This window comes from Streptomyces sp. RLA012 (assembly GCF_056270325.1).
Window position 1 is genome coordinate 1,968,458 of sequence record NZ_JBWDPA010000002.1, and the last position, 17,933, is coordinate 1,986,390.

General features: G+C 73.2%; 11 protein-coding genes and 1 tRNA gene. 8 read left to right on the top strand and 4 right to left on the bottom strand.

Annotated features, from left to right (window positions below):
• The first annotated feature begins 3 nt into the window (after positions 1–3).
• Both RV986_RS09320 and RV986_RS09325 read left to right on the top strand, forming a co-directional pair.
• Positions 4–2,193, top strand: coding sequence for an ATP-binding protein (locus RV986_RS09320; protein WP_475916940.1), 2,190 nt, complete (start codon positions 4–6; stop codon positions 2,191–2,193).
• The gene (locus RV986_RS09325) at positions 2,190–5,624 is read left to right on the top strand and encodes a hypothetical protein (RefSeq protein WP_475916941.1); all 3,435 of its coding nucleotides are present in this window, start codon (positions 2,190–2,192) and stop codon (positions 5,622–5,624) included. The genes RV986_RS09320 and RV986_RS09325 overlap by 4 nt, the downstream gene beginning before the upstream one ends.
• A 12-nt stretch (positions 5,625–5,636) precedes the next feature.
• On the opposite strand, the gene RV986_RS09330 is transcribed toward RV986_RS09325, so the two are convergent.
• Positions 5,637–8,384: a helix-turn-helix transcriptional regulator gene (locus tag RV986_RS09330; RefSeq protein ID WP_475916942.1), complete on the bottom strand. Its 2,748-nt coding sequence runs from the start codon at positions 8,382–8,384 to the stop codon at positions 5,637–5,639.
• A 467-nt stretch (positions 8,385–8,851) separates the two neighbouring features.
• Here RV986_RS09330 and RV986_RS09335 point away from each other — a divergent pair, with 467 nt between their 5' ends.
• Positions 8,852–10,045: a glycosyltransferase gene (locus tag RV986_RS09335; RefSeq protein WP_475924230.1), complete on the top strand. Its 1,194-nt coding sequence runs from the start codon at positions 8,852–8,854 to the stop codon at positions 10,043–10,045.
• Between the two features lie 186 nt (positions 10,046–10,231).
• Positions 10,232–12,064 (top strand): LCP family protein, encoded by a 1,833-nt coding sequence (locus RV986_RS09340; RefSeq protein WP_475916943.1) that lies wholly within the window; start codon positions 10,232–10,234, stop codon positions 12,062–12,064.
• Between the two features lie 3 nt (positions 12,065–12,067).
• Here RV986_RS09340 and RV986_RS09345 read toward each other — a convergent pair whose 3' ends face one another.
• Positions 12,068–12,283, bottom strand: coding sequence for an antitoxin (locus tag RV986_RS09345; protein ID WP_475916944.1), 216 nt, complete (start codon positions 12,281–12,283; stop codon positions 12,068–12,070).
• 237 nt (positions 12,284–12,520) lie between these two features.
• Positions 12,521–12,593: transfer RNA gene (locus tag RV986_RS09350), tRNA-Gly, on the bottom strand.
• A gap of 143 nt (positions 12,594–12,736) precedes the next feature.
• On the opposite strand from RV986_RS09350, the gene RV986_RS09355 reads away from it, so the two are divergent.
• On the top strand, positions 12,737–13,258 hold the full coding sequence (locus tag RV986_RS09355; protein ID WP_475916945.1) for a hypothetical protein: 522 nt from the start codon (positions 12,737–12,739) through the stop codon (positions 13,256–13,258).
• Positions 13,259–13,448: 190 nt separating this feature from the next.
• On the opposite strand, the gene RV986_RS09360 is transcribed toward RV986_RS09355, so the two are convergent.
• The gene (locus RV986_RS09360; protein ID WP_475916946.1) at positions 13,449–14,240 is read right to left on the bottom strand and encodes a Rab family GTPase; all 792 of its coding nucleotides are present in this window, start codon (positions 14,238–14,240) and stop codon (positions 13,449–13,451) included.
• A gap of 339 nt (positions 14,241–14,579) precedes the next feature.
• Here RV986_RS09360 and RV986_RS09365 point away from each other — a divergent pair, with 339 nt between their 5' ends.
• The 3 genes from RV986_RS09365 to RV986_RS09375 all read left to right on the top strand — a co-directional run bounded on the left by RV986_RS09365 (position 14,580) and on the right by RV986_RS09375 (position 17,892).
• Complete coding sequence (locus RV986_RS09365; protein ID WP_475916947.1) at positions 14,580–15,395, top strand: Crp/Fnr family transcriptional regulator; 816 nt, start codon at positions 14,580–14,582, stop codon at positions 15,393–15,395.
• 290 nt (positions 15,396–15,685) lie between these two features.
• Entirely contained in the window at positions 15,686–17,326 is a 1,641-nt protein-coding gene (locus tag RV986_RS09370; protein WP_475916948.1) for a methyl-accepting chemotaxis protein, read from the top strand.
• Complete coding sequence (locus RV986_RS09375) at positions 17,323–17,892, top strand: hypothetical protein (RefSeq protein ID WP_475916949.1); 570 nt, start codon at positions 17,323–17,325, stop codon at positions 17,890–17,892. Before RV986_RS09370 ends, RV986_RS09375 begins: the two co-directional genes overlap by 4 nt.
• Positions 17,893–17,933 lie beyond the last annotated feature (41 nt).

The following is a 17,933-nucleotide window of genomic DNA, read 5'->3' on the forward strand; positions in this document are numbered from 1 at the left end:
CCTGTGCCGATCCGGCCGGCCGTCGCGGCGGCCCACCTGGCCGTTCGCTACGGCGCCGTCCACCGCGCGCTGCGGATGGCCGCGGCCCGGCGCGCGAAGCGTTCCGCACTGCTCGCCGGGGTCGAGCTGTCCCCGTACTGCGTCACCGACCAGCAGGCCGGCCTGCTCCTGGACCTCACCGATCCCGCCGACGTACATCCGTCGCCCCGGCCCGCCGAACCCGCCGCCGCGCAGACGGACGCCGAGCGCGAACTGCGCCGCCGGGCCGCCGCCGAGGGCGCCTCGCTGCCGCTCGACGCGCTGGCCCACGCCGCGGACCTCGACTCCTTCGAGTGCGACGCGCTGCTGCTGTGCCTCGCCCCGGCGCTGGCACCCGAACACGCGCCGCTGTTCGGGTATCTCGTCGACGACCTCGACCAGCGCCGTCCCACCGCCGAGTTGATCCTCACCGTGCTCGCGTCCTCGCCCGCCGAGCGGCTGCAGCGGCTGCCCGCGCTGGGACCGTACGGGCGGCTGCGCCGCTTCGGGCTGCTGGTCCAGGACGGCGTCCCGGACACGTACGGCGGCCCGGAGCCCTCCGGCGCCGATCTGCTGCACCCACTGCACGTCCGCCCCGAACTGCCCGCGTTCCTCCTGCACGGCCTCGGCGACCCCGGACTCCTGGCGCACGACCCCGGCCGGGTGCCCGCGCCCCTCCCCCCGCTGCTCGACGCGCCGACGCGCGCCCGCACCGCACGGCTGGCCGACCACCTCAAGGCCCACCCGGCGGGCATCGCCGCGCTGTGGGGGCTTCCCGACGGCAGCCGGCACGACGCGGCGTACGCCGTCGCGGAGCGGGCCGGGCTCGCGCTGCGCCGCGCCCCGGACCTGGAGCTGTGCCGGACACCCGACGAGGTACGGACCGCCGCCGGGCGGGCGCTGGCCGCGGCCGCCGTGCTCGGTGCCGCGTTGTGGCTGCCCGCCGACGGCTTCCACGACCCGGACGCGCGAGGGGCCGCGACGGCGGTCGTCGACCTGCTGACCCGGGCGGGCGTTCCGGTCGTCCTGACCGGCCGGACGCCGTGGCGCCCGCTCGGCCTGCTCTCCTCGGGCCGGTACGCGGAGGAGTCCGCGGACGAGCCCGGATACCGGGACCGCCGGGCGCTGTGGAGCACGGCCGCCGCCACCGCCGGGACGGACCCCGATCCCTCCCTGCTCGACGACCTGGCCGCCCGCTTCCGGCTGACGCCGGCCCAACTGCGGTCGGCCGTACGGCTCGCCGCGTCCGACGGCATGGCGCTGGACGCGGCCGTGCCCCGGATCCTGGCCGCGGTGCCGGGCCGCCACGCCGAGGTCCGTACGCCCGCCCGCGGCCCCCGCGATCTCGTGCTGGCCGTGGAACAGACGCGCCAGATCGGCGAACTCGCGGCGGCGTTCCGTGCCTGGCCCAAGGTCTCCGAGGAGTGGGGCTTCGGCGGGCAGCACGGCGGAGCCGGCCTCAAGGCCCTGTTCACCGGCGAGCCCGGCACCGGCAAGACCCTCGCCGCGGAGGTGGTGGCCGCCGAGCTCGGCGTGGATCTGATCAGGGTCGATCTCGCGCGGACCGTCTCCAAGTGGGTCGGCGAGACCGAGAAGAACCTCGACGAGGCCTTCAGCCACGCGGAGGCCGCGGGCGCGCTGCTGCTCTTCGACGAGGCGGACGCGGTCTTCGGCAAGCGGGGCACGGTCGGCCGCGGCAGCGACCGCTACGCCAATCTGGAGGTCGGCTATCTCCTGCAACGCCTGGAGCGCAGCCCGGCGTTGGTCGTCCTCACCACCAACCTCCAGGGCAACCTGGACGAGGCCTTCACCCGTCGCTTCCAGTTCGTGGTGCACTTCGCCAGGCCCGGAGAGCGGGAGCGGAACCGGTTGTGGCGGATGGCGTTCCCCCCGAGTGCCCCACTGGACCCGCGGGTGAGCCTCACGGGCCTCGCGCGGCTCGATCTCACCGGCGCGGGCGTCATGGCCGTCGCGCGCGGCGCCGCGCTGCTGGCGGCGGAGCACGACAGCGCGGTCATCGGCCGTGAGCACCTCGCCGAGGCGATCGCCCGCCAGTTCCGTCAGGAGTCGCGACTGCTGCGCTCGGGCGAACTGGACCTGGCGCTCGGTCCGGCACCCGTCGTACCCGACCGCGGCGCGCCGATGACGTCGGCACCCCCCTGTGGCCGGCCATGAGCAGCCCGACGCCCGGCACCCCGGCGCCCCCGCCCGCCGTGACCCACACGGGCACCGGTCCCGCCCGCTCCTCCCCCGGCAAGCTCAAGGCCCTGCGGAAACGCCCCGCTCCGGCGCGCGGTGCGTTCTCCCGGACCTCGCGGTCCGCCGCCATCGCTCCGGTACGCGCACCCGGGTCCCCGGGGCCTGCCGCCGCGTCGGCACGAGCGCAGGCGCGAGCGCCGGGGTCCGCCGCCGTGGCCGCGCAGTCGCTCGGGACAGCCGCCGTGGCGGAGCACGGGGCCGGGAGCGGCGGGGCCGGCGGGCGCCCGGGCCGGGTGCACCCCGCCGTCGGCAACTCCGCCGCCGTGGCGCTCGCCGCCCGGGGCGCGGACGCGGCGGCCGGCCACACCCAGGGCGAAGGCAAGGGCGAGGGCGAGGGCACGGGCAAGGACCGCGGTCGGGCCGCCGCCGGCAAGAAGGCCGCCGTGCCGGGGCTGCGCCGGATCGCCGCCCAGGTCACCGCGGGCAAGCGCGTCCTGACGCACCATCCGGCACCCGCCGCCGAGGCCGCGGCCGCCCGGCGCGCGGCGGTGTCGCCCCCGGGTGAGCGTGTCGCCCTCGCCGGGCAGGACCAGGCGGCGGCGATCGCCTCGGCGCAGGCGAAGCCCTTCGCCCGGGCCGAGTTCATCGCGAAGTTCGAGAAGCGCATCAAGGACCAGGAGCCGGCCAACCCCGAAAGGGCCAAGGAGTTCGCGGACCCCTCCCGCCCCGACGCCCTCACCCCGCAGCTCTCCGGCGAGGTGCACACCGCCGCGGAGGCCTCCGCGGGTGAGGTACGGGCGACCGCGGCGGCCCCGCCCGACCCGACGCGCGTACCGGAACGTCCGGCGGTGGCGCTGACGCCGGACCGGCCGCCGCCCGTCCCGGCCCCGCCGCGGGCCGCGGACGCCGTACCGGCACCGCTGCCCGCCGCCGCGGTGGACCTCTCCGCCCATGCGAGCGGCACGACGGCCGCGATGGACCAAGCCGGGCTCACCGACGAGACCCTGGAGCGCGCCGACGAACCGGCGTTCTCGGCCGCCCTGCGGTCGAAGCGGACCGCGGAGAAGGACTCCGCGACGGCAGCGGGATCCTTCCGGGCGCAGGAGGCGGCGCAGCGGGCCACGGCCGAGCAGCGGGCGGCCGGTGCGGGCAGTTCGGCGATGGCCGCCATGGCGGGTCTGCGGGTCGCCGCGGGCAAGTCGGTGGGCGGCGGCAAACAGGCGGCCCAGGCTCGTACGGAGGCCCGTCGCGCCGAGGTCACCGCCCAGCTGACCGGGATCTACGAGGAGACCCGACACGCTGTCGAGGCCACACTCGCCGGCCTCGACGACACGGTCCGCGCGCTCTTCGACGAGCGGGCGGGGCAGGCCAGGAACCGTTTCCTCGCCGCGTGCAGGAAGAGCTGGTGGGACTTCTTCACCGGTGCTCCCGACTACGCGAAGCACGCGGCCGTCTACACCGCCGAGATCCGGGGCGTGGTCGACGAGGTCGCCACCCTCGTGGAGAAACGCGTCAACGACGCCCGGCAGCGGGCAGCGGACGGCCGCCGCCGGATGGCCGACCATGTCGCGGGTCTGGAGCCGGCGCTGCGCGGGTTCGGGGAGCAGGCGGCCGCCGGATTCGCCGCGCGCTTCGACGAGTTGGACGCCTCCGTCGACGAGAAGGCCGACGCGGTCGTCGACCAGCTCGCCGAGTGCTACACGCGGGCGCAGGAGGAGACGAACGCGGCGCTGGCCGAGGTGAAGCAGGCCAACAGGAGCCTGTGGGACCGGGCCCGCGACGCCGTGGTCGGCGCGGTCACGCTGCTGATCGACCTGAAGAACCTGCTGGTCGGTGTGGTGAAACGGGCGGCCGGCGTGGCCGAGCGGATCGTCCGGGACCCGATCCGTTTCCTCACCAACCTCGGCGCCTCCGTCAGGGCCGGGCTGACCTCGTTCCTGTCGAACGTCGTCACCCACCTCAAGGCGGCCCTGAAGGACTGGCTGTTCGGCAATCTCGCGGCGGCCGGGGTGGAGTTGCCGGAGCAGTGGGATCTGCGTGGCATCGTGAAGACGGTGCTGTCCCTCTTCGGGATCAGCTGGGCGTTCATCCGCTCCGAGTTGCTCAAGCACATGCCCGAGCCGGTACTGAATACGGTGATCGGCGCGATCAGGGTCATCGGGGTGATCCGGGACAAGGGCGTCGGGGGCCTGTGGGAGGAGATCAGGGAGAAGGTCGGCGACCTCAAGCAGCAGGCCTTCGAGATGATCAAGAGCTTTGTCGTGGAGACCGTCCTCAAGGCGGGCGTCACGTGGCTGCTGTCCCTGATCACTCCGGCCGGCGCCCTGGTCAAGGCGGTCATGGCCGTCTACGACTTCCTCACCTTCCTGGTGGAAAAGGCCCGTGCCCTCGCCGAATTCGTGAACTCGATCCTCGACACGCTCGAAGAGATCTGCAACGGCGTGTCCCAGAAGGTCGCCACCAGGATCGAGACCTCCCTCGCCCGCACCCTCCCGCTCGCCATCGACCTCCTCGCCCGTGTTCTCAGACTCGGCGCGATCCCGGCGAAGATCAAGAACGTCCTGGAAAAGGTCGGCGCCCCCGTCCGCGGTTTCGTCTCCCGGCTGATCGCCAGGGCCGCCGCGTACGGCAAGAAGCTCATGACGGGCGGCAAGAAGGCCCTCGGCAAGCTCGTGGGCAAGGCGGACCGGCGTACGCCCGCGGAGAAGAAACGCGACGCCGAGAAGGGTGTCGAGGTCGCGACGAACGCCGTCAACGCGCTCTCGGGCAGCGACGTCGGAGCGAAGGTGATCCGCCCTGTGCTGGTCGCCGTCCAGGTGCGCTATCGCATGGCATCCCTGAAACCGGTCGCGAAGGACGGCGTCTGGTACGTACACGGCGTCGTCAACCCCAAAATCATCGGGAAGTCGCACAAGAAGGTCGCGTTCGAGCTCGCGATCACGAGAAGGAGGACGGGCACGAATTCGGCGACTCTCACCGCGACATGGTTCTGCCCCGACCCGCCCAAGGACCTCGACGCGAAGATCAGGGCGCTCCGGCAGGCCAGTGAGCGCGGCGAGCTCAAGAAGACGAAACCGAAACGCGATCCGTCCCGGACCCGCGCGTACCGCAGGTCGATGGAGAAGAAATACCGGGCGGTGGTGCAAAAGGGAAAGGAGATGGTGAAGGCGGGCAACGAGGAGAAAGGCAAGGCGAAGGCGGCGGAGGGCAGGAGAGCGCTGGTGAGGCTCAAGGGCCAGGACGTCGATCATCCCGTCGAGCTGCAACTCGGCGGCCTGGACAAGACATCGCTGATGCGCATGCTGGACAAGACGATCAACCGGATCTTCGGCAGCCGTATCTACAAGGCGATGGTGGGCCTGAAGCGGGGAACCAGGATCAGGATGCGCTTCAAGCGGCGCACCTGACCGGCTTCCCGCTCACAGCCCCCGCCGCGCCAGCTCACTGCGCGAGCGCACCCCCAGCTTCCGGTACACATTGCCGAGGTGGAACTCCACCGTCTTCGGGCTGAGGAAGAGCGCCGCCGCCGTCTCCTTGTTGGTCGCGCCGCCCGCGACCAGCGCGGCGATCCGCCCCTCCTGCTCGGTGAGCTGCGCACGGCTCGTACGGCCGGTGCGGGCCCCCGCCGCGCGCAGTTCGCTGCGGACCGCCTCCTCCCACGGGACGGCGCCGAGCGCCGAGAACACCGCGAGCGCCTCGTCCAGGGTTTCGCGTGCCTCCGGCGTACGGCCCGTGCGGCGCAGCCACTCCCCGTGGCAGAGCAGGGTCCGCGCGTGCTCGAAGACGACGGCGCCGCGCGCATGCCACTCCAGTGCCTCGTGGAAGGCCGCCTCGATCGCGCCGGGCGTGCCGTGCCCTTCGGCTTCGAGCAGCAGGGCACGGCACCGGGCGCTCACCGCGAGCGCCCAGGAGGGTCCCGAGCGCCGCATCTCGGTGTCGAAGCGGCCGTGCTCGCGCACCGCTTCCCCGATCCGCCCGCTGCGCAGATACGCCTCGATCAGGTTCGCCGCCCACGGGGCCACCGAGGGGTCCTCGATGCCCGCGCCGCGCGCGAGGGCCCCGGCGCGTTCGTAACCGGCCACCGCCTCCTCGTACTTGCCCGCGCCCAGGGCCAGCAGGCCCTCGGCCACGGCGATCTGCCCCATGACGAGTTCGAGGCCGTGCGCCCGCGCGACCCCGGCGGCGCGGGCCAGTGTCGCCCCGCACTCCGCGACCCGGCCCTGCGCGGCTTCGAGCCGTCCGAGCGCCACCAGTCCCTGGGCCAGGGAGGCGGTCTCCTGCCGCTGTTCCGCGCAGGCCACGGCCTGGGTGGCGTCGGTGCGGGCGCCGTGCCAGTCCCCGGTCCACAGCCGGATCCAGGCCCGGCAGCCGAGCGCGGCCGCCCGCTGTGCCGTGCCCGTGCCGCCCTCGGTGCCGTCGTCCGTGCCGGGCTGGTCGCCGAGCACGCGGTCCAGCAGTACACGGGCCGCCTCGTACTCCTCCAGCCAGCCCAGGACCTCCGCCCGGCCCACCAGTGCGCTCGCGGCCTCGCCGGCCGTCTGCCCCAGCAGGAGTTCGCGGGCCTGCCCGCGCTCCCCGCGCAGGGCCAGGACCTGTGCGAGATGGACGGCCGCCGCCTCCGCGAGATCCCCGCCGCACAGCCGGGTGAGCCGGTACGCCTGCCACGCACTGCCCAGCGCGGCCCTGCTGTCGGCCGCGTGGACCGCGGAATCGACGGCCTCCAGCAGGAGCTGGGCGGCCCGGTCGGGCTCGCCGGTCAACCGTCCGGCCGCGTCGCGCAGGACCCGGTGGGCGATCCTGGGGTGGCCGGTCGCACCACGCTGACGTGCCTGGACGACCCCCAGTTCGCGGCGCAGTCCCGGCGCGCGGGCCAGCGCCAGGGCCTTGCCCAGCAGTGTCTGTACGTGCTCGTCGGCTCCGGCCCGCTGCCGGCAGACCGCCGCCAGGCACAGCAGCCGGGCCGCTTCGTCGTGGTCGTCGGCGAACCCCGCGGCGCGCTCGTACAGTTCGGCGCCCGTGTCCGGGTCCGTCTCCTCGGCCGCGCTCGCCGCGGCCTCGACGGCCTGTGCCACCGCCTGGTCCGGGCCCCTGTGCGCGGCCGCCAGGTGGCGTCCGGCGAGGGGGCCGCGCAGCACCCGCGCGAGCACCTGGTGGACGGTGCGCCGTCGTGACGTACGGGCGTCGTGGTAGGTGACGAGGCGCAGCCGTCGGTCGGCGAAGACCAGCCGCCCCCGGCGCGGTTCGACGATCCCCTCCTCTTCCGCGGGCAGCAGCGCGTCGGGGGCGTGTCCTAGCAGCTCCAGCGCGCGCCGCAGGTCGCCGTCGGTGATGTCGCCCGCCGCGGCGGGCACCAGCAGGGCGTCCCGGGCGGTGTCGGAGAGCCGGGCCAGGGTGGGCAGATGGGTGTCACGCAGCCGTTCGCCCGGGGTGAGCGGGTCGTCGAGCGGCAGGTTCCCGGAGCACTGGCCCGCGGTGAGGACGGCCGGCAGTTCGGTGAGGGCGAGCGGATTGCCCTCCGCGACGGCGAGCAGCCGGTCGGCGACGAACCGCCGCAGCGGGTACGGGGCGGACTGCTGGAGCAGGGTCCGCGCGTCGGCCGCCGCCAGCGGTCCCAGTCTCAGCTCCGGTACGCCGGTGACGGCCGGGCGGAGGGCGGATCCGTCGGCGCAGCGGCGGTGTCCGGCGGTGAGGACCAGGGCGATCGGCTCGTCCGCGATGCGCCGGGCCACGAAGAGCAGCGCCTCCCGCGAGGGTGTGTCGAGCAGATGGGCGTCGTCGATCGCGAGCAGGAGGGGGCGCCGGGCCGCCGCGGCACCGAGCAGTCCGAGCGTCGCCGCGCCGACCGCGAGTCCGGTGTCTCCCGGCCGCTGCTGCCCGGTGGCCAGCAGATGGCCGAGCAGGTCGCGCTGGGGTGCGGGCAGTCGCGGCAGATCGCAGCGGCACGCCTGGACGACCTGGTGCAGACCCGCGTGCCGCAGTCCCGACTCGGCGGCGGTGCCGGCGAGATGCACCGCACGGACGGTGTCGTCGAGGGTGAGGATCCTGCGGAGCAGGGTCGTGCGGCCCTGTCCGGGTTCCCCCACGATGAACAGCGCACCGCCGCGTCCGGACGTCGTGTCACGGAGCAACCGGGCCACTGCGGATGCTTCAGCGATCCTCCCGAGCACATGGCGCGCGGCGGTACGGGAGCCAGACGCGAGGCCCCGCGTCTCCGGTGCCGCTTCCCCCCTGCGTCAGTGTGGCATGCGCCGGTCGACCAGAACCCGGAAATACCCAGACATTCGCCCTTCCACTTCGGCCGCGCCGCGACCCGCCGCAGAGCCTGCCGTACCCGGCCGCGCAGCCTGCCGTGCCCTGCCGCACGGCCCGTGGTGGAGCCCGTTTTTCTGGCCTGTTCTTTACCGCTCGGTTGGTGTGAGGACGGCCGACCGCCGCGTACCTCGCCTCTTGGGGCGCCTTGCGCGCCGGAACGGTGCGCCGTAACCGAGCGTGTCCACATTTGAAACGACGAGTTCACAGGCGCGCAAGTTTCCCCTGTGTCCATAGCGGCTAACCCGCAGATCACAGGGGTTGAAAAGGTTTCCTCCCTTTCTGCGAGACGGGCCAAGAGGTGCGCGTGATGGACGAACTGCGTGTGCTGTCAATCTATGAAGGATTCTTTTCGGGCGGGGCCCGGATCGTGCACAGCGATGTCGTACTGGGGCTTCAAGAGGGCGGCCAGCGGCACGCCGTGCTGAGCGTGAATGGCGAAATGTATCGGGAGGCGACCCGCCAGCGGATGGAGGACGACGTCTGCTACCGGTCGCTGACGGCGGCCGGCATTCCGGTCACCTCCCTGGGCCGCACCCCCGGGGCCCCCGGCGGGGCTCCCGGCGGCGCGGAGGCCTTCAGCGGGCCGGAGCTGGCCGCCACCGCGCGGGCGGTGGCGGGCGCGGACGTCATCCTGTCCCTCAAGGAGCAGCCGCTCGGCCTGCTCAACCAGGCGGGCCTGCCCCGGCGGCCCGTCGTGGTGTGTCTGCACCGCTCCGATCCGGAGAACCAGGGGACGGCCCTGGACGAGCTGCGCACCGCGATCGCAGAGGGCCGGGTCGCCGCCGGGATCTGCTGCGCGGAGTCGACGCGCGCGGCGTACGCCGCGGCCGGGATCCCGGCCGGGCTGCTGCACGTCATTCCGAACGGCGTGGATCTGCTGCGGTTCCGCCCCGACCCCTTCAGACGCGCCCTGCTGCGGACGTCCCTGGGCATCCCGGAGACCGCGCCCGTGATCGTCTTCGCGGCGCGCTACGCCGCGATGAAGAACGTGCCGCTGTTCCTGCGGGCCGCCCGGGCCTGGCTGCGCCGACAGCCCGACGGTCACATCCTGATGTGCGGTGCGGGCATGACGCGGGCCAACCTCGGCCTGCGCGAGGACATCGCCCTCGCGTTCGGCGACGAGGCCCCGCTCGCCGACCGGCTCTCCCTGCTCGGCGTACGGAACGACATGGAGAACGTGTACACGGCCGCCGACGTGGTGTCGCTGACCTCCTCCAGCGGCGAGGCGGCACCGCTGTGCCTGATCGAGGGCATGATGTGCGGCGCCGTCCCGGTCGCCACCGACGTCGGCGACAGCGCCTCGATCGTGGCCGGGCACGGCTTCGTCACCCCGCCCGACCCCGAAGCGATCGCCCTGGCCTGGTGCGAGGCGGTGGCGCGTGGCCCCGAGTTCGCACCGGCCCTCGCCCTCAGCCGCGAACGGTTCAGCCGGACCCGCATGATCGCCGCCTATGCCGCGCTCATCGAGCGGGTCCGCAGCGGGTCGGGGCGCGTGCCGCTCCCGGAACCCTTCTGAGGAGCACGCCGCGAACGGATCCTTACCGAACGCTTGAACGAGCACCCCTATGGCTTTCACCTGCGATTGCTATATTGCGCAACCACGCAAGTGGGGCGGGATCCCGCCTCACTCGACGGACACGGCCGCGCACCTGGCCGCAGCACCGACGGCCTGACCGGCCCGACCGTTTCGTGGGAGTGCGAGATGACTGAACCTGGGGACGGCCCCGTCGGCCAAGCCACGCGCAGGCGCGGACGTGGGGTGCCCCAGCAGCGTACGGAAGGGGGCGAGGCGGCGCGACAGGCGGCCGGCCACCGGGCCGGGTCCCGCTCGGCGACGCCCCATGCCCCGACCTCGCGCACCTCTCGCTCCTCCACCTCACAGTCCTCCGGCTCCCAGTCCTCCACCCCCCGCTCCGCCGCCTCGCACTCCGCGCCGTCGGCCGGGTCTCGTGCGCGCACTCGTGCCGGGGCGCGGCGCCGCGCCAAGCCCGTGCCGCGCGGCAGGCGCGTTCTGCGGATGGCCGCCATCTCGCTGTCGGTGCTGATCCTGGCCACCGCGGGCGCCGGATGGTGGTTCTACGAGCATCTGAACAGCAACCTCCACAGCGTCTCGCTGACCGACGGCACGAAAAGCGACAGCGCGGGCAAGGAGAAGGCCGACGCCTTCGGCCGCACCCCGATCAACATCCTGGTGATGGGCAGTGACGGCCGGACCAGCAAGAGCGACTGCAAGCTCGGCGGCGGCTGCTCGCAGACCGGCGTGCAGTCGGGGTCCAACGCGGATGTGGAGATGGTGATGCACATATCCGCCGACCGCTCCAACGCCACCGTGATGAGCATCCCGCGTGACACCGTGGTCTCCGTTCCCGCCTGCAAGAACACCGGGACCGGTATCTCCACGTCCGGCTACTCCGGCATGATCAACAGCGCTCTGGAGTACGGACCGGCCTGCCAGGTGGCCACCGTGCACAAGCTCACCGGCATCCCCATCGACCACTTCGTCAAACTGGACTTCTCCGGCGTGGTGACGATGTCGGACGCGGTGGGCGGGGTGTCCGTGTGCGTCGACCACAACGTCTACGACACGTACTCGCATCTGAAGCTGGCCCAGGGCACCCATACCCTCAAGGGCGTCGCGGCCCTGGAGTTCGTCCGCTCCCGGCACGGTTTCGGCGACGGCGGCGACCTGGGCCGCACCTACTCCCAGCACCTCTTCCTCAGCTCGATGATCCGCAAGTTCAAGAGCGCCGGCACCCTCACCGACCCCGGCGCCGTCTACCACCTGGCCGACGCCGCCACCAAGGCCCTCACCGTGGACACCGGGCTGGGCAGCGTCAGGAAGCTGATCGGGCTCGCCGCCGATCTGGACAAGGTCCCGGCCAAGCGCATCACGTTCACCACCATGCAGACGGCGCCCGACCCGAACGACAGCAACCGGCTGGTGGTCGCTTCCACCGCGCAGAGCCTCTTCGCCACCATCGCGAACGACCAGTCGCTGACCGGCGCGTCCGGCAAGAAGTCCGCCGCGGCCTCCGCGACCGCCACGGCCACCGCGATGCCCGCCGCGCGGATCGCGGTGACGGTGGAGAACGGCACGAGCATCGGCGGCCGTGCCTCCTCCGTCGCCACCGCCCTGATCGACAAGGGCTTCAGCCCCGGCACGACCACCGGCAACGCCCCCGTCGGCACATCCACGACCACACTCACGTACGGCGCCGGGCAGAAGGCCGAGGCCCAGACCGTCACCCGCGCGCTGGGCCTCGCCTCCTCGCGCCTCAGGCAGGGCACGGGCAGCGGCCTGACCCTGGTGATCGGCACCGACTGGACCAGTGGCACCACCTACCCCGGCGCCGCGGCCTCCGCCGCCCCGGCCGACACCGGGGCCGCCACCTCCGACGCGCACGCCGAGACCGCCGACCAGTCCAAGACCTGCGCCAAGGTCAGCCCCTACAGGACCGTCAGCCTGGACGGCGTCGCCATGACCCCGGCCCAGGCCTACGCGGCTGCCGACGGTACGAAGGACTCGGCGCCCTGAGGATCAGTCCTTGTTCTCGCCGTTCCCGCCCAGCTGCTGGACGTAGTCCTGCGCCTTGTCGACACCGGTGTCGATCTTGTCGCTGTACTTGCCGTCCGTCTTGTCGTCGACGAGGTCGCCCGCCTTCTCCAACCCGTCGGAGATCTTGTCACTGTGATCCCCGGCCAGTCCCTCGGCCTTGTCCTTGAGATTCTTGAGGTCCTTGAGGTTGTCGAACACGCGTGACTCCTTCTCCGGTGGCGCACGGCCTGCTCGGACACATGCTCCCACCCGGCGCAGGGCGGACAGGAGGGCAACGGCGGGGCGCCCCCGAGCAGCGGAAGCGTACGGAACCGATCGCTCACCCCCGTACGCTCTCGCGGTTGAGCCACGCGGGCGGACACGCCGGAGTGCGCGGCGTGAACCGTCGTCGGGAGAGAAAAACCCCGCCTCCGGAGACCGGGGGCGGGGTTCGTGTGGAGCGCCGGGCAGGCCTTGCACCTGCATCTCCCCGCAGGAAGCGGGGCGTCTTTCCTTGGACCACCAACGCGAGGCTCTCCACCGAGTGTTCCGGCGGGAAGCTCAAGATCAATCGTACCGCATCCTTCCGCCCGGACGGCACCACCCCGCCGCACCGCCAGGGTTGTGCCGTGTCGGGGAAGGCTCAGGAGTCCGCTGTGGTGGGCGGTCCGCGTGCGCTGGTGGGGGACCCGTGGGGTCCTGACACGGGACGACGGCGCCCTCGCGCTGGCCGGCAACGCCCGGCTGTCGCTGTGGCCGTCCCTGCGGGCGGCGGGGCGCCCGGCGGCCGTGGGCACGGTCCTGCCGGCCGCGTCCCTCTTCGGCCTCGGCGACCTGCTCTCGGCGTTCGAGCGCCAGGGATGCCGACAGGCCGATCCGGGATGCTCCGCCTCCGACCAGCTCGCCGACGCGGGCGGCACGCTCGACGCGGTACTGAGCCCCATCGGCGTACTGCTGCCGGCCGCCGCGGGGTTCTTCCTGGCCACCGCCATGAAGCGGGTGAGCGGCTGGGAGAGCTGGGCCGGGCCGACGCGGAAGGGCGCGATCGCGGTCCTCGTACTGCTCCTGCTCGACGGGGTGTCCGGCGGCGCCGGTCTCGACGGCCTGTGCGAACGGCTGCGGGCGGCGGCAGGGGCCGTCCGGATCGCCGCGCCGGCGGTCGGCGTACGCCACCGCACACCGACCGGCGGGTGATGAACGGCCGGCCTGCCGGCCCCGCCCGGGCCCGGATGCTGTTGGCCAATCCGGTCGGTCATGTCGGCTGCCCAGCATGTGTGCCGGAAGTCGTGAGCACTAAATCGATTTAGTGCTCACGACTTCCGCGGAGCATGGCTCCGCTGCGGATTCGCCGACAGGGTCCGGGCCCCCGGTCGGGGCCGGTGGGTCAGAAGCTGGGTACTTGGGAGAACAGGGTCACCAGCCGTTCGGCGGGGGCGAACAGGGGTTCCAGACGCTCGTATTCGGCGGCCTCGTCCGCCGAGGCGAGGGTGCGTGCCGGACTGAGGGCGGCGTGCAGGGCGAGGCCACGCCCGACGATCGCGTGGTGCAGGCTCCACAGGACCGGAACGGTCACGTTGGCGGGCTCACGGCCGCAGGCGACCAGGGCGACGGCGCCGCGCAGGTTCTCGGTGACGGCGACCTTCCGGATGACGTCCTCGAAGGGCTCCACCAAGGCGTCGAGCCGTGCCGCCGGGCCCGCGCCGGAGTCGACGCGGTCGCATTTCGTGAACACGAGTACGAGTGGCGTCAGTCGGCCGTCACGCTCGGCGAGGGCGCGCTGCACCGGCACGGCCGCCCGGTGCAGCGCCGTACGGTACGTCTCGTCGGCGAGCAGCCGGGGCGCGTCGGCGAACACCATGATCCCGTCGGCTCCGGTCAGACGGCGGTGCAGCCGTTCCCCGTCCGGGCCCCCGAGGCCGCGGTGGTCGTGCCAGCGCACCGGCAGCACCGCACGTCCCCGGTAGTGGAGCACGAGATCGAGGACGTCCCGCCGGTGGCCCGCCTGGGGGTAGCGTCCCCGCAGCACCTCCTCGGCGGTCGCGGTGAGCTCCTCGTGCCGGGTTTCCTCCCGGGCGCACAGCCCGAACCCCTGGATGCCGTCGCGCATCGCCGCGTACATCAGCGAGACGTAACTGGTCTTCCCCACCCCGCTGTGACCCAGCATGACGATGTCCATCGGGCTCCTTCGGCTGGCGGGCAGGGGAACGGCCAACGGGACCGGCGCCGGCACCCGCGCGGCGGGGCCATGGTGCCGGAGCGGGCGGGGGAAGACCCGGTCAGGTGACCGGTTGCCCGAACCGGCCGAAGGTAATTCGTGCACTCTTTCGACCTCAAGACCGATCTGTCCTTCTGATACTCCGACAACTCATTTGTGCGCTAAGTTCCTCGCACCGGTACGCAGGCCCGTGCGCAAAGCGGGCGGCGTCGACCGAGGGGGGACCACATGCGCAACCACACCCATTCCAGTCCCGGGAGCCACACGACGGCCGTGAGCCGCTGGCCGCAGGGAACACTCATGGCCAACCTGCCGCCCGACGACCGGGGCGCGCTGCTGCGGCTCGGCCGTGTCGTGCGGTACGGGACCGGCGACGTCCTGATCCGCGAAGGAGGCCCCGAGACCACCGTGCTGCTGCTCACCGACGGCTGCGTCAAGGTCGTCGGTGCCGCGGAGGACGGTGGCACGGTGCTGCTCGCCCTCCGGGTGCGCGGCGAGTTGGTCGGCGAGGTCTCGGCGCTCGACGGTCAGCCGCGCTCGGCCACCGTGATCGCCGCACGCCCCACCGTCACCCGCACCCTGACCAGTGCGGCGTTCCACTCCTTCCTGCGGGAGAACCGCGACGCGGCCGAGGTGGTGCAGCGATCGGTGGCGGGCAAGTTGCGCGGCGCCACCCGCCACCGCATCGACACCAGCGGCGGCACGGCCACCGTCCGGCTGGCCAGGACCCTGGACAATCTCGTCCGCAGTTACGCCCGGGCCGTGCCCGAGGGCCTGCGGATCGACGTTCCGCTCAGTCACACCGACCTGGCCGCGCTGGCGGGTATCTCCGACGCGAGTGTGCAGCGCGCGCTGCGCAGTCTCAGAGCCGCCGGGGCCGTGACCACCAAGTACCGCGGCGTCGTGATCCGCGACCCGGACATCCTGCGGGCCATCGCCGCACAGAGTGGCTGGCCCGCGGCCGACGGCGGCACTCTGCCGGGCGTACCCGTGCCCCGCCGCCCCCGGCCGCCCAAGCCCAAGCGGGCGCCTCTGGAACCGCCCGCGCCGCATGTCGAGCCGGCCTCGGAACTCGGAGCGACGGACGGAGGCACCTCGTTGTCCGAGGTCGGCTGACCCACGCGGCACCGCGCCGGGACGGGTCGCGCCGTTCCGGCGGGTCACACTGCTCCGGCAGGTCACGCCGTTCCGGCGGGTCGCGGTGAATACCTCGGCCGAATACGTCACCTGACCGAATCTCGTCGCTCCATCGCCCCGACAGTGGTCCGGGACAACCGGCCACTGACGGGGGGTGGTGTGCTGTGAGGCTGTTCCGTCTCGTTCCGCACCGGAGTCGAGGGCGCGCATCCGCGCAGCCTCCGAAACCGGGCCCTACGCATCGCGAACCAGTCGCTCTGGCAGCCGAGTTGGCGGATCTGGCCGGACATCCCAGACTCGTCAGACACCGTGCGGCCCTGCACCAGCTGGCCGAGGCGGTCAGCACCGGAACGGGCCTGGAGGTGTGGGCGGCCGGCAGCCTCGTCGCGGCCTACGGCGGGCCCGACGCGCTCGGTGACGGCCCGGTCGAGGGCGGCGGCCGGGGACGGCGGCTCGGTCTGCTGCCCACGGTGCTCGTCTTCGTCCCGCTGCTGATCACCTGGTTCGGGCTGGGCGCCGCCGCCTGGGCCAACCAGCGCATGAGCGCCGCCGGCGGCACGTCCGAGGACTCCTTCCTGACGCTGTGGCAGCAGGGCTTCGACGGCCACCTGTGGCCGTTCCTCCGCTTCGACATGATGGCGGTCTGGACGGTCCTGGCGCTGGCCGCGCTGGCCACCACCACGATGCTGCGCCATCGGTGGGAGGAACGGGACGAGCGCGAACGCCTGGTGCTCTCCCAGCGGCTGTCCGGCGCCCTCGCCCAGACGGAGGCGCTGGCGGCCCGGGCCGCGGCCACCTCCCCACGCCGCTTCACCGAGGAACTGCAGGGCGCGGCGGAGCAGTTGCGCACACTCATCGGCGGAGCCGTCGACGTCCAGGAGGGGGCGCGCAGGACCGTGGCCCAGGCGGACGGGGCCACCGACCGCACCGTCACCGCTCTCACCAACCTCGACTCGGCGCTCGGCATCCTGCGCGCGGGGGCCTCCGAGGCACGCGAGGCGACCCGGGGCGCGTCCACCGCGGCGGGTCAGGTCGCCCAGGGCGCGGAGACGCTGGCGAACGAGGTGGCCAGCTCCGTGAGCGCCCTGCGCGAGTCGGTCGGCAACGCGGGCCGGATCGCCGCCGAACGGATCGGCGCGGCGGGCGCGTCCGTCGCCGACCGTTTCGACGCGGTCGCCGCGGCCGCCGAACTCCGCGAGTCCGCCGTCACCGACCGTGCCGTCGAGTCCATGGAGCGGATCCGCGACGAGGTCCGGGACACCATGGAACGGGCGCAGACCTCTCTGACCGAGTCGGCCCAGCACCTCGCCTCCACCGTGCGGGGACTGGACCGCACGCTCACCTCCCTGCCCACCGCGCTGGAGGGCTCGGCCGCCGAGGGAGCCGACCGCATCGGCATGGCGTACGACATGGCCGTCACCGCACTGGCCGCCTCGCTGCGCCAGGAGGTGCGCGAGGTCTCGGCCGAACTCGCCGACCGCATCGACCAGTTGCGCACCGTCGTGAACGCCCAGCGGTCGATCCAGCGCGACCTCAACACCGGCCAGGAGCAGATCCACGAGCGGCTCCACTCCGCGACAGCCGACTTCGAGCAGGCCCTGCGCCGTGTCACCGGCGGCCTCGACGAGGCGGGGCGCGCGGTCGTACGGGGCTCGGCCGAACTGCACTCGGCGGCGGAGCACATGCGCCGTACGGCCGACGGGTCCGGCTCCGGCTCCGGGCCGCAACCGCCCCACCAACGGTCCGCGGACCCCGTACCCCCGACGGCCGGTCCTCACCCGGTCCCCGACCCCCGGCAGTTCCTGTTCGACCGCCCGGAGAAGGACGCGCAGAAGGACGAGCACAAGGACGAACGGGACGGCGAACGGCAGGACGAACAGAAGGACGAACAGAAGGAAGGGACGCGGTGAGCCGGCAGTCGAGGCGGGCCGCGGTGCCCTACCTCGCGGGGTGGCTGTTCGCCGACTTGTTGCTGGTGATCGTGCTGGTGGTGCTCGGAGGCGAGACGACACCGCCCCACCGTGCGATCCCGCTGCCCCCGACGCCGTCGCCGACACCCACCACGCACACGTCCCCGTCGCCCGGACCGACCCCGGAACCGAAGCGACGGACCCGGCCGGGCGGGCTCGACCCGGCGACCCGGTCGATCACCGTACACACCGACGCCGCCGCCCTGGTCGCCGGTTCGCAGGCCGCGCGGGCCGATCTGGACCGCCAGGTCGCCGACAGGATCGAAGGGTTCAAGGGACGGACGGCGGCCTTCGTGATGGTCTTCGGGACGGTCCACGGCCCGGGAGGCGCCGTCGACAGCGGCCGGAGCGACGCCTACGCCACCGCCGTGGCCCGGCTGCTGCCGAAGACCGAGCCCGCGTTCTTCCCGCCGTACTCCGAGAAGATCATCCGCGGCTACCACGACAGCAGCGGCGACATCAGGTCCGGAACGGCCCGGATCGAGCTCTTCTTCCTGCTGCAGTGACCCCTCCCGCGCCCCGGCCGAACCCGGCCGCACACGACCGG

Excerpts from the sequence above, each read along its gene's own strand:
- RV986_RS09325 (WP_475916941.1), top strand. The coding sequence starts at position 2,190 with ATGAGCAGCCCGACGCCCGGCACCCCGGCGCCCCCGCCCGCCGTGACC.
- RV986_RS09340 (WP_475916943.1), top strand. The coding sequence starts at position 10,232 with ATGACTGAACCTGGGGACGGCCCCGTCGGCCAAGCCACGCGCAGGCGC.
- RV986_RS09360 (WP_475916946.1), bottom strand. The coding sequence starts at position 14,240 with ATGGACATCGTCATGCTGGGTCACAGCGGGGTGGGGAAGACCAGTTAC.
- RV986_RS09365 (WP_475916947.1), top strand. The coding sequence starts at position 14,580 with ATGGCCAACCTGCCGCCCGACGACCGGGGCGCGCTGCTGCGGCTCGGC.